The organism is Tardiphaga sp. P4_G1 (assembly GCF_056401215.1).
Genome location: NZ_JBFUJU010000006.1, coordinates 156,936 through 169,551, shown reverse-complemented (window position 1 = coordinate 169,551; position 12,616 = coordinate 156,936). Strand labels below are relative to the sequence as shown.

Genomic DNA, 12,616 nt, shown 5'->3' with positions numbered 1-12,616 from the left:
ACCAATAGGAGAATATCCCATGACCATCCTCGTAACTGGCGCTACCGGCAACATCGGCCGCAATGTCGTCGAACAGCTCGCAAAGCGCGGCGCCTCGGTACGCGCCCTCGTCCGCGATCCCTCGAAGGCTAAATTTCCGGGCGGTGTGGAGGTCGTCCAAGGCGACCTGCTCGACGTCGATTCTCTACGCGCGGCCATGAAGGGCGCAACCACGCTGTTCCTGCTGAATGGCGTCGTGGCCGACGAATATACCCAGGCGCTGATCGCGCTGAATGTCGCTCGCGAGGCCGGGATCAAGCGGATCGTCTACCTGTCGGTCATCCACAGCGACCGCTACGTGAACGTCCCGCACTTCGCAGGCAAGTTCGGTGTCGAGCGGATGATCGAACAGATGAAGCTCGGCGCCACCATCCTGCGTCCGGCCTACTACATGGACAACGAGATCACGATCAAGGACTTGGTCACCGGCTACGGCATCTACCCGATGCCGATCGGCGACAAGGGCCTCGCCATGATCGACGCACGTGACGTCGCTGAGGTCGCCGCGATCGAACTGATCCGCCGTGAGCAATCGTCCACGCCTCTGCCGATCGATTACATCAACGTGGTCGGACCCGACACGCTCACCGGCGCAGACGCAGCGGCGATGTGGTCGGATGTCCTTGGCCGCACGATCACCTTCCCTGGCAACGACACCGCCGCGTTCGAGCAGAACCTGCGCCAGTTCATGCCGAGCTGGATGGCGTTCGACATGCGCTTGATGGCCGAACGGTTCCTGACCGAAGGCATGGTCCCGGACACTGGCGACGTCGAGCGGCTGACCAAGCTGCTGGGCCGTCCGCTCCGCTCGTATCGCGACCACATCGCGCAGATCACGGCTTAACCCCCGCGACGTCGTCTACCAATCCAAGGAGAACTATCATGATCTATTCGACCGCTACCGTTCCGGTAAATCCGGACGGTGAAACCAAGCTCACCCGCGAGCAGGCCTGGAAGGGCCTGGAGCTCAAGGCTCGCGATGCGCGCCTGTTCCTGCCGCCGGGCTTGTGCACCCGCTGCGACGTCGTCGAGGAAAGCGAAACCCACCTAGTGCGGGAGGCCACGATTGCCGGCGCAGACCTGCGGGAGATCATCGTGCTTGAGAAAGGAAGCAAGGTAACCTTTTTCCAGGCTACCGGTCCGCGCGAAGGTGTAATCATCAATGAGTTGTTCGTGGATGAGGCCGGAGCGCTCCAGCTCCGCTTCTACTGTTACACCGGCTTACGCGGGAAGAAGCCTCATGGCCCTGAGGAACAAGCCGAGCAGGCGCAGTTCGACAGCGAGGATAAGGGCTACAAAGCCGCCCTGTTATCGACACTAAAGCGCACCCGCGAGCTGCTCGCGGATGGGCGGCTCTGAGAGTTCACAAAATAAAGGGGGCTGTCTTAAGGGAGGCGCCCCCTTCGAGAAGGCATGGCCGCGCAAGTCAGATTCGCATAACCTTTATATGAAAATGCCTCTAAGAAAGTTAGGCGAACGTTGTCTTTCAACTGGGCTGCCTGTTACTCACTCAGGTGTGGCAAGCTCAACGCCACACCATTCGGCGATGAAAAGTGTCATCGCAGTAGTGATGCGCTTGAGAGACGCAATACTGACGCGCTCATCAAAGCCATGAATGTTTTGGGAGTAGGGGCCGTAGCATAGCGCGGGAATCTTGTCGTAGAGCGCATAAACCCTGGTATCGAGATAACCGGCAGTCATGAAGCTTTCGAGCTTCTTGCCAGTCGCCCCTAAATGAGCATCCGCGAGCACCTTTTCTGCCTCGGAGCCTGGCGGCAGTTCGTATCCTTCTGTGTGGAAGCCGTGGAAAGTGACTAATGGGGGAATGTTTGAAAGGAACGAGTCTTCCCGCGCGAATTTTGCAATTCGCTGCTCAATCTCAGCAGCTGCCTCCTTGGCACTGACGCCAGGATAGATCGAAACGCGGCAGCCGATTCGACACCATGCGGGAACGGACGACTCCCAGTCGCCGCCCTCAATTTTGCCGACGTTCAAATTAATAGGATGTTCTTCGTTCTCAAAGTTTGGACGCCCCGCTTTCCGAGCGTTCCATTCCGTTTCCAGTTTGCGGAGCTCCCCAATGATGCGGTAAGCCGCGTCGATCGCATTGGCACCCGTGCCCATCTCGCGGACGTGGACGGGTAGACCCCGCACCTCCACCTGAAACCAAACAACACCTACGTTCGCTCGTACTAGCTTCTCGTCTTCTGGCTCTGGAATGAGAACGGCGTCGGCTTTGTAGCCGCGAAGATGCGTCATCAAAGCGCCGTTACCAGTCGATTCTTCCTCGACGACGGATTGAATATAGACGGTCGCAGCCGGCTGCAGCCCGATCCTGCGCAGCGCATCGAGAGCGTAAAGGTTCGCCGCGTGGCCCGCCTTCATGTCTGCGCCACCTCGGCCATAGAGCCAGTCGCCCTCAATCACCGGGTCGAAAGGTGGATGGGTCCACAAGCTCTCTGGTCCCGGCGGGACGACATCAACGTGGGCCTGCAAGATGAGGGACCGACCGGCTTCGTCGCGCGGGCGATGTGTTCCAACAACGATCGGGGCGCGTGAATGATCGTCTGAGAACGGGGAGCCGCCGGGATGCCGCCCGATGGCCTCACGGTCCATGTCGAAGCGCTCCATCGCGTATCCGCGATTACGCAACTCATTGAAAACGCGGTCCTGAATAACGAATTCGTCGCCGCGCACGGATTGCAGCCTGATGAGATCCTGCGTGTAGGCGATCTGCTCGGCAAATCCGTCTTCGACCGAAGCAATCAGTTTTTTGCGAAGCGTATCGTCGAGAACCATGGCTGCCATCCGGTGAGAGACAGCACATTTTGGTCCACGGCCCTTGTTTGTGTCAACACATGATGTAGAGTGTCACAGCATGATACAAAACCCACTTGCCGGACGGCTGTCGGCAACGATCGCAGACAAGCCAGGCGTTCCCATCGTAAGAGCACTGGACCGGGGCATCGCGCTCCTCAAGGCCTTCCATATCGCACGACCTCGTCAAACCTTGACAGAACTGTCGGCAGCGGCCGATCTGGACAAAGGGACTGCGCGACGACTACTTCATACGCTTCAATGCAGCGGGCTGATTGATCACGATCCCTCGAGCGGTCTGTATTCGCTCGGTGTTGGCGTGCTTGAGCTCGCATCCTCCGTGGAAAAGGGGAGGGAGCTGCGCGAGATTGCAGCGCCCTTGCTGAGCGAGCTCAGCGAGACAACTGGTACCACTGCCTATCTTTGGGTTCATCATGAGGGCAGCGCCATCTGTGTCGAGCGCGTGCGAGCCTCCATTCCAAATGTCGATGCCGCCTGGTTCACTGTCGGATCAAGGGCGCCGCTTAATTGCGGAGCTGGGCCCCGCGCGTTGTTGGGCTTTATCTCACCGGAAGAGCGATCCGTCGCTCTTTCGCTTGAGCTTGCGAAACGCACGCCGAAAAGCCAGACCAACATCAAAACCCTGAATGCCGAGGCCGTGCGAATTCAAAAGCAAGGCTGGGAGCTGGCCGTTGATGATTTCGTTGTAGGCCTGGCGGCATTGGGCGTGCCTGTCTTCGATCGCCAGGGACATCTAGCCGGAAGCATCAGCATCACGACATTGACTGCGCAGCTGGTCGAAGGTGCGAAGCCACGTCACCTTGACCTCATCAAGAAGGTCAGTGCTGAGATTGGCGCGAAGCTTTTCAGCCGCGACGCACGATGACCGACCGAGATAGCCCTTTAGTAAAGCTGAGTGAGGATCGAATGAACAGCGTTGAACTTGCACAAGCCTTGGTGCGATTTGATTCCCTCAACCCGCCCGGCAGAGAAAAGGATTGCGCAGGTTATATTGCCGATTTGCTGCGGGATACCGGCCTTGCCGTTACAGCTTACGAGTTCGCGCCGGGACGGCCGTCAATCGTCGCCAGGTTGTCTGGCACGGAGGCACTAAAGCCACTTGTCTTCACAGGCCACATTGATGTGGTGCCGCTTGGAGAAAAGTCGTGGTCGGCACCGCCGTTCGCGGCGGAGATCCGTGAGGGCAAGCTCATCGGGCGCGGCGCCAGCGATATGAAAGCTGGCGTCGCAGCCTTCGTTGTTGCTGCGGTCGAAGCGACCAAGAAAGGCCGCTTGAAACGCGGCATCACGCTGGTCATCACCGCAGGTGAGGAGACGGGGTGCCAAGGAGCGTTCCACCTTGCACGCGAGGGTGCCCTTGGGGACGCAGAGCTATTGATCGTTGCGGAGCCGACGTCGAATCTTCCTATCATCGCGCATAAAGGCTCGGTCAGGCTGAGAATCACGGCCACAGGAAAGACAGCGCATTCTTCGATGCCTGAGCTGGGCGAAAACGCTGTGTATAAGGTTGCGAGCTGGGTCGGACTTATCGAAGCTCTGAAGTTTCCTGAGAACGAACACCCGTTGCTAGGGAGGACGACCGCCTCGGTCACCACGATCTTCGGCGGTCAAAACATCAACTCCGTTCCCGATTCGGCAGGCGTTACAGTCGATTTTCGCACAGTGCCCGGACATGACCATCAGGTGCTCATTGCAGACATCCAAGAGCGATTGGGAGCTGAAGCATCGATACAGCTGGTCACCGATTTCAAAGGGTTCGCGACTGCACCCGACGAGCCTGCGATTGAACCATTGATGGACATCCTGGCCGCTCGACTGGGCGCTCCCCCTGTGCCGGCCGGCGCTCCTTACTTCACCGATGCCTCTGCCTTGGTGCCGGGGTTTAACAATGTGCCAACCGTCGTCATCGGTCCCGGCGAAGCGGCGCAATGCCACCAAACCGATGAGTTCTGCTACGTCGAGCGAATTGATGAGGCATTCGACATCTACACCCAGCTTATAGACCGTATCTGCAGGTAACTTTTTGTGGGGAGGTAAGGGCGTCTCAAGCCGGCACCCCGCCTTGAGGCGCGCTGCGCTTCAAGAAAATCGGAATCGCATACTTACGTTATAGAATAAAAACCTAGGCTAGCGACTAGCTGACCGTCGCCGGGTCCGTTCGATGCCATCGTTGATCTCGCCCCGGCACGCTTCAACAGCCAGTTCACGCAAGCGAAACTTGACCGGCCCCCGTATCTACCCGGATAGATGTTCCAGCGCCAAAGCCCCCGGCTGGACCTCCTGCACGTCGTATTGAATTGTTCGATGTAACAATGTGCATACTCCCCGTTCCCCAGTGGAGGATAACACAACCGGAGTGGTTATAAATTCTTGATTCACACAAGACATCCGGCGGCTGGATCCGCCTATCGAAAGGTCTGAGCCTCCCAGGAACGAATCTTATCTGACGCGCTTGAATCTGCCATCAGTTGCGGAGTTGCGTTGTGTCCTGGTCGACTCGATTTCCGAATCCGATCGTCCTGCCTGCCGGCGGTAAGCTGGCCACCCTGCAGGACGCCGGCGAGTATATCACCCGGCTGCCAAAGCAAACGCACGACACTCCCCCGTGGCAGAACGCGATGCACGTCTTGATCCAGGCCGCTGAGTATGGCGGGCCGATTGAGTTCGCGCGCCTCGGCATGCTGCAAGCACTCTTTCCCAAAGGCACTCCGGTTTACCACTCGGTCGACAAAGACACGAAGTGGCGCCACCGTTATACGCCAGTGAGGGATCGATGAACCTCTCGGACTAAGGGCTCACACTTTACACTTCGTGTGAGCTTATTCTCAAAGATAGTGATGATTTTTGAGCAGCCGGACAGCATCTTTTCAAGGTCGATAATCCGGTTAGGCCCGACGGGCATTTCCCCCGATGACGCAGCCCGTCGACAAGCTGCGCTGTGTAGAGCCAAGCGCTGCTGCCGCGTTGGATGCGCTCAACGCATTGATACCCAAACGTTGACTTAATATCGACGTCAATCTCGGTTGCAGCGAGCATGGGCTCCGTCGCCCGTTATCTAAACGTCGCCATGATGACTATATCCTCGCGATCGATCGGCTCCTGAAGAAGATGTTGGTCAAACGTTGACCTGCAGGCGCGTTGGCTGCTGTATCTTCTCAAGAAAGCCAAGAATAAGATCGAAAACCTATTTATCGTAGGTAGCCCGAGGGCTCCGTCATTGCGTATTGGCGCGGGCGTTAGCCTGCGATTTAGAATACGATTCGCGCATTCCGGAGTCGCAAAGCCGGGTTCGTCCAGCCCGGTGATGGGTGTTGGGATGCGGCTCGCGGCAAAAATGGAAGCCTGCTATCACCACATATCAGGGCACCAGAAAATCGTGTGGCCCTTAATCAGGCGAGCCGAGACCGATGAGCGAAACGACGACTTTCCGCGATCGCAAGAAGTCCGCAAACGTTAAGAAAAACGGGAAAGCGACGGTGTCTGTCGAGGACGCCGTGGCGCTCCGGTCGGGACAGCTTCTCAATGCCATTCTGGCCTTTCGAGACGGCGACTTTTCGGTTCGCCTGCCCTCGAACTGGCCCGGCATGGATGGTCGGATCGCCGAGGCTTTTAATCATAGTGTCGCATATGAAGCGCGGATTTCCCGGGAAGTTGCGCGTCTGAGCGACACGGTAGGCAAGGAGGGCAGGCTCAAGCAACGCATGACACTGCCTGGCGCTACGGGAGGCTGGGCCGAAAAGGTCGACTCGATCAACACGCTGCTCGACGATCTGGTGCGCCCGACGACCGAGGTGGCGCGCACGATTGGCGCGGTGGCCAAGGGCGACCTCGGACAATCCATGGAACTGGAAGTCGACGGCAGGCCTCTCAAAGGTGAATTTCTGAGGTCGGCCAAACTGGTCAATACGATGATCGAGCAGCTCTCGGTCTTTACGTCCGAAGTCACCCGCGTCGCGCGTGAAGTCGGCACCGAAGGCAAGCTTGGCGGCCAAGCCCAGGTGAGGGGCGTCTCCGGTGTCTGGCGGGAACTGACCGAGTCGGTAAACCAGATGGCCGGCAATCTGACGGCGCAGGTCCGCAACATCGCCGACGTGACCATCGCCGTCGCCAATGGCGATCTGTCGAAGAAGATCACGGTCGACGTCCGCGGCGAGATCCTGCAGCTCAAGGAGGCCATCAACACGATGGTTGACCAGCTCCGCTCCTTCGCCTCCGAAGTGACGCGCATGGCGCGCGACGTCGGTACCGACGGAAGCCTGGGCGGTCAGGCTGTCGTTCCCGGCGTGGCCGGCACGTGGAAGGACCTGACCGACTCCGTCAACGCGATGGCGACCAACCTCACGGAGCAGGTGCGCAACATCGCGACCGTGACGACGGCGGTGGCGCGCGGCGACCTCTCGCGCAAGATTACCGTCGATGCCAAGGGGGAAATCCTGGAACTGAAGAACACCATCAATACGATGGTCGACCAGCTCAACGGCTTTGCGGCCGAGGTGACCCGCGTGGCGCGCGAAGTTGGCACCGAAGGCAAGCTCGGTGGTCAGGCCGCGGTGCCCGGCGTCGCCGGCACCTGGAAGGATCTCACCGATAACGTGAACTTCATGGCGTCGAACCTCACGGGGCAGGTCCGCAACATCGCCGAGGTGACGACAGCGGTGGCGCGCGGCGATCTGTCCAAGAAAATCACCGCGGACGTCCGCGGCGAAATCCTCGAGGTGAAGAATACCATCAACACGATGGTGGACCAGCTCAACGGTTTCGCATCCGAGGTGACGCGCGTGGCTCGCGAGGTCGGCACGGAAGGCAAGCTTGGCGGTCAGGCCGCGGTGCCCGGCGTCGCCGGCACCTGGAAGGATCTCACCGACAACGTCAACTCGATGGCGTCAAACCTGACCGGTCAGGTCCGCAACATTGCAGACGTCGCCACGGCGGTGGCCAATGGCGACCTCTCGCGCAAGATCACGGTCGACGTGAAGGGCGAAATCCTCGCGTTAAAGAACACCATGAATACCATGGTGGATCAGCTCAACGGCTTCGCGGCGGAAGTGACGCGCGTGGCGCGCGAAGTCGGCACCGAAGGTAAGCTCGGTGGTCAGGCCGCTGTGCCCGGCGTCGCCGGCACGTGGAAGGATCTCACCGACAACGTGAACTTCATGGCCTCGAACCTGACGGGGCAGGTCCGCAACATCGCCGAGGTCACGACCGCGGTGGCGCGCGGCGACCTGTCCAAGAAGATTACGGCCGATGTGCGTGGCGAGATCCTCGAGGTGAAGGACACCATCAACACGATGGTGGATCAGCTCAACGGTTTCGCCTCCGAAGTGACGCGCGTGGCGCGCGAAGTCGGCACCGAAGGCAAGCTCGGCGGCCAGGCTCAGGTGCCCGGCGTCGCCGGAACCTGGAAGGATCTTACCGACAACGTCAACTCGATGGCCAATAACCTGACCGGTCAGGTGCGTAACATCGCGGAAGTCACCATCGCGGTCGCCAATGGCGATCTGTCCAAGAAGATCACGGCCGACGTGCGCGGCGAGATCCTCGAGGTGAAGCAGACCATCAATACCATGGTCGATCAGTTGCGCTCCTTCGCAGCGGAAGTCAGCCGCGTGGCGCGCGAGGTCGGCACCGACGGCAAGCTCGGCGGCCAGGCCCATGTGCCTGGCGTCGCTGGCACCTGGAAGGATCTCACCGACAACGTTAACTCGATGGCCAACAACCTGACCGGTCAGGTGCGTAACATCGCCGACGTCGCGACGGCAATCGCGCGCGGCGATCTCAGCCGCAAGATCACCGTGGACGTGAAGGGTGAAATCCTCGAGCTGAAGGAAACCATGAACACCATGGTCGATCAGCTCTCGGCCTTTGCCTCAGAAGTGACGCGCGTCGCGCGCGAGGTGGGCACCGAAGGCAAGCTCGGCGGTCAGGCGGCGGTGCCGGGCGTCGCCGGCACCTGGAAGGATCTCACCGACAACGTCAACTACATGGCCTCGAACTTGACCGACCAGGTCCGCAACATCGCCGAGGTTACCATCGCGGTGGCCAGCGGTGACCTGTCGAAAAAGATCACCGTCGACGTGCGTGGCGAAATTCTTCAGCTCAAGGAGACTATCAACACGATGGTCGAGCAGCTACGTTCCTTTGCGTCGGAAGTGACGCGCGTGGCGCGCGAGGTCGGGACCGAGGGGCGGCTCGGCGGACAGGCCGCGGTGCCCGGCGTCGCCGGCACCTGGAAGGACCTGACGGATACGGTCAACGGGTTGGCGAACAACCTGACCACCCAGGTGCGCAACATCGCGGAAGTGACCACGGCGGTGGCCCGCGGCGACCTGAACCGTAAGATCACCGTGGACGTGCAGGGCGAAATCCTGGAGCTGAAGAACACCATCAATACCATGGTCGATCAGCTCAACTCCTTCGCCGGCGAAGTAACGCGCGTGGCGCGCGAAGTCGGGACCGAGGGTCGACTGGGCGGTCAGGCGGCGGTGCCCGGTGTCGCCGGCACGTGGAAGGATCTCACCGACAACGTCAACTTCATGGCGTCGAACCTGACAGATCAGGTCCGTGGCATTGTGAAGGTCGTGACCGCCGTGGCGAACGGCAATCTCACCCAGCGCCTGAACGTTCAGGCGAAGGGCGAAGTGGCGGCGCTGGGCGAGACTATCAATAACATGACGGATACGCTCGCGACCTTCGCCGATCAGGTGACAAACGTGGCGCGCGAAGTCGGCGTCGACGGGCGGCTCGGCGGTCAAGCCAACGTCCCCGGCGCCGCCGGCACATGGAAAGACCTCACCAGCAACGTGAATCTGCTGGCGGCGAATCTGACGACACAAGTGCGCGCGATCGCCGAGGTCGCGACGGCTGTGACCAAGGGCGATTTGACGCGAACGATTCAGGTCGATGCGCGCGGCGAAGTCTCGGAGTTGAAAGACAATCTCAACACGATGATCTCGAACCTGCGCGACACCACCGAGAGCAACCGGGAGCAGGACTGGCTCAAGACCAATCTCGCGAAATTCGGGAACATCCTACAGGGCCAGCGCGAACTGAGCACGGTGGGCAAGATTCTTCTGAGCGAATTGGGGCCGCTGATCCAGGCCTATCAGGGTACGATCTACCATTTGGACAGCGCCGATGAAGACACTAGGCTGACGCTTCTTTCCAGCTACGCGCATCGCGGCGACGGGCTGCCGGAAACCATCGCTTTGGGCGAGGGTCTTGCAGGCCAATGTGCCGTCGAGAAGAAGAGCATCGTGCTCAGCGATGTGGCGCCCGAATTCATTGGGATCTCGTCCAGTCTGGGCAAGGCGACGCGGGTGAGCATTGTGGTTCTCCCCGTTCTCTTTGAGGGGCAGACGAGGGCCGTGATCGAATTGGCGAAGCTGCAGCCTTTCAGCGCCGTCAATCTCGCCTTCCTGGAACAGCTGACGCTCAATCTCGGCGCCGTCTTCAACACCATCGAAGCCACGATGCGCACCGAAGGACTGCTGACGCAATCGCAACAGCTCACGGCCGAACTGCAGTCGCGGCAGGCGGAACTGCAGCAGACCAATGAAGAACTCGGCACCAAGGCGAAGCTGCTTGCCGATCAGAATGCCGAAGTGGAGCGCAAGAATACGGAAGTCGAGCAGGCGCGCCACGCGCTCGAGGAAAAGGCGATCGAACTCGCGCTGACCTCGAAATACAAGTCCGAATTCCTCGCTAATATGTCCCACGAGCTGCGGACGCCGCTCAATTCGATCCTCATTCTCAGTCAGCAACTGGCCGAGAATGTGCCGGGCAATCTGTCCGATCGGCAGATCGAGTTCTCCCGCAACATCAACTCGTCCGGCTCCGATCTCCTCAACCTCATCAACGATATTCTCGATCTGTCGAAGATCGAGTCTGGCACCGTGACGGTGGAGGTCGAGGAGATTCCTTTCGGCCGACTGCGCGAAAATGTCGAGCGCAACTTCCGCCACGTCGCGGAGGCCAAGAGCCTGCCGTTTGCCGTGGAATTTGCGTCCAACTTGCCGCGCTTCATGGAGAGCGACGACAAGCGGCTGCAGCAGATCCTCAAGAACCTGCTGTCGAATGCCGTCAAGTTCACCGCGCATGGTCACGTCCAGATGAGCGTTTTGCTTGCGGAGCAGGGCTGGACTCCCGATCATCCGGTTCTCAGCAAGGCGGATCAGGTCGTCGCTTTTGCGGTCGAGGACACCGGCATCGGCATTTCGCCCGACAAGCAGCGGCTGATCTTCGAGGCGTTCCAGCAGGCGGATGCGGGGACGTCGCGTCGCTATGGTGGCACGGGTCTGGGACTCGCCATCAGCCGCGAATTGGCGGCGCTGCTCGGCGGCGAAATCAAGCTCGCAAGCGTGTTCGATCAGGGCAGCACTTTTACGCTCTATCTACCTGTCAAATTCATCAAGCGCGATATTCCGCAGACCGAACTGACTGAGACGACTGTGTCTGCCCAGTCCTTGACGCGCGAACTCAAGATACTGCCGATCGCGCGGGAAGAATATGTCGAGGATGATCGCGACATCGTGCAGGAGGGAGATCCCGTTCTCCTGATTGTCGAGGACGACGTTCACTACGCGCGCATCCTGCTGGGCCTTGCGCGCGACAAGGGTTTCAAGGGCGTCATCGGCAACCGGGGCAGCGTCGCGCTGGCGCTTGCCCGTCGCTACAGGCCGATGGCGATCTCGCTCGATATCTTCCTGCCGGATATGCTGGGCTGGACGGTGCTCAATCAGCTGAAACTCGATCCGGTCACGCGCCATATTCCGGTGCAGATCATCACGCTCGATGAGGAGCGCCAGCACGGGCTGTCACATGGCGCCTTCGCCTATCTGGTCAAGGAGCCGACCACAGACGGCCTTGAAATGGCCTTCGACCGGCTGAAGAAATTCACAGCGCCGCGCACCAAGCGGTTACTGGTCGTCGAGGATGACGACATCGAGCGGAAGTCGATCGTGGAGCTTCTGAACGACAAGGACATCGAACTGGTGACGGCCGCGACCGGTGTGGATGCACTGCGCGCGATGCAGGATCATCCGTTTGACTGCGTGGTGCTCGATCTGCGGCTGCCGGACATGACGGGTTTCGAACTCCTGGAGAAGCTGCACGCAGATGCGGCTCTGTCGAAGGTGCCCGTGGTGGTTTTCACCGGCAAGGATCTGAGCGCGAAGGAACAGGCGCAGCTACGGGCTATGGCCAAGAGCATCGTGCTGAAGGACGTGCAGTCGCCCGAGCGGCTACTGGATGAAACGGCGCTGTTTCTCCATCGCGTGATCACCGATCTGCCCAAAGAGAAGCAGGCCATGCTCGAACGGCTGCACGGTTCGATGGAGATTCTCCGTGGCCGCAAGGTGTTGGTTGTCGACGACGATGCGCGCAACATTTTCGCGCTCACGTCGCTGCTGGAAAATCATGACGTCGACGTGCTCAGCACCACCAAAGGCCGGGACGCCATCGAGCTCATTCGCACCACGCCGGATATTAGCCTGGTTCTGATGGACATCATGATGCCGGAGATGGACGGATACGAGACGATCCGGCATATACGGAGCCTTCCAGAGTTTCGAACCCTGCCTATTTTGGCGCTCACCGCCAAGGCGATGAAGGGCGACCGGGAGAAATGTCTCGAGGCCGGTGCGAGCGATTACATCTCCAAACCTGTCAACACCGACCAGCTTCTGTCCCTCATGCGCGTGTGGCTTTACCGATGAGTGCGGTCGGCCTTGCAGGTGAACGA

General features: G+C 59.8%; 7 protein-coding genes. 6 read left to right on the top strand and 1 reads right to left on the bottom strand.

Annotated features, from left to right (window positions below; genetic code table 11):
• The first annotated feature begins 19 nt into the window (after positions 1-19).
• A complete protein-coding gene (locus tag AC1DUY_RS16105; protein ID WP_478115535.1) occupies positions 20-883 on the top strand; it encodes an SDR family oxidoreductase in 864 nt (287 codons plus the stop codon).
• A 38-nt stretch (positions 884-921) separates the two neighbouring features.
• Positions 922-1,398 (top strand): SRPBCC family protein, encoded by a 477-nt coding sequence (locus tag AC1DUY_RS16100; RefSeq protein WP_184511676.1) that lies wholly within the window; start codon positions 922-924, stop codon positions 1,396-1,398.
• Positions 1,399-1,545: 147 nt separating this feature from the next.
• Here AC1DUY_RS16100 and AC1DUY_RS16095 read toward each other — a convergent pair whose 3' ends face one another.
• Entirely contained in the window at positions 1,546-2,838 is a 1,293-nt protein-coding gene (locus AC1DUY_RS16095) for an ArgE/DapE family deacylase (protein WP_184511675.1), read from the bottom strand.
• A 79-nt stretch (positions 2,839-2,917) separates the two neighbouring features.
• On the opposite strand from AC1DUY_RS16095, the gene AC1DUY_RS16090 reads away from it, so the two are divergent.
• From AC1DUY_RS16090 to AC1DUY_RS16075, 4 genes are all read left to right on the top strand, one after another.
• Positions 2,918-3,742 (top strand): IclR family transcriptional regulator, encoded by an 825-nt coding sequence (locus AC1DUY_RS16090; protein ID WP_184511674.1) that lies wholly within the window; start codon positions 2,918-2,920, stop codon positions 3,740-3,742.
• A gap of 41 nt (positions 3,743-3,783) precedes the next feature.
• Positions 3,784-4,896 (top strand): M20 family metallopeptidase, encoded by a 1,113-nt coding sequence (locus AC1DUY_RS16085; protein ID WP_478115531.1) that lies wholly within the window; start codon positions 3,784-3,786, stop codon positions 4,894-4,896.
• Between the two features lie 464 nt (positions 4,897-5,360).
• Positions 5,361-5,654 carry a hypothetical protein gene (locus AC1DUY_RS16080; RefSeq protein ID WP_184511672.1) on the top strand — a complete coding sequence of 98 codons (294 nt, stop codon included), beginning with the start codon at positions 5,361-5,363 and terminating at the stop codon, positions 5,652-5,654.
• 924 nt (positions 5,655-6,578) lie between these two features.
• Positions 6,579-12,590 carry a HAMP domain-containing protein gene (locus tag AC1DUY_RS16075; protein ID WP_478115880.1) on the top strand — a complete coding sequence of 2,004 codons (6,012 nt, stop codon included), beginning with the start codon at positions 6,579-6,581 and terminating at the stop codon, positions 12,588-12,590.
• Positions 12,591-12,616 lie beyond the last annotated feature (26 nt).

Bases quoted from the DNA above. Each gene is read 5' to 3' on its own strand.
- AC1DUY_RS16105 (WP_478115535.1), top strand. From the start codon at position 20: ATGACCATCCTCGTAACTGGCGCTACCGGCAACATCGGCCGCAATGTC.
- AC1DUY_RS16100 (WP_184511676.1), top strand. From the start codon at position 922: ATGATCTATTCGACCGCTACCGTTCCGGTAAATCCGGACGGTGAAACC.
- AC1DUY_RS16095 (WP_184511675.1), bottom strand. From the start codon at position 2,838: ATGGTTCTCGACGATACGCTTCGCAAAAAACTGATTGCTTCGGTCGAA.
- AC1DUY_RS16090 (WP_184511674.1), top strand. From the start codon at position 2,918: ATGATACAAAACCCACTTGCCGGACGGCTGTCGGCAACGATCGCAGAC.
- AC1DUY_RS16085 (WP_478115531.1), top strand. From the start codon at position 3,784: ATGAACAGCGTTGAACTTGCACAAGCCTTGGTGCGATTTGATTCCCTC.
- AC1DUY_RS16075 (WP_478115880.1), top strand. From the start codon at position 6,579: ATGACACTGCCTGGCGCTACGGGAGGCTGGGCCGAAAAGGTCGACTCG.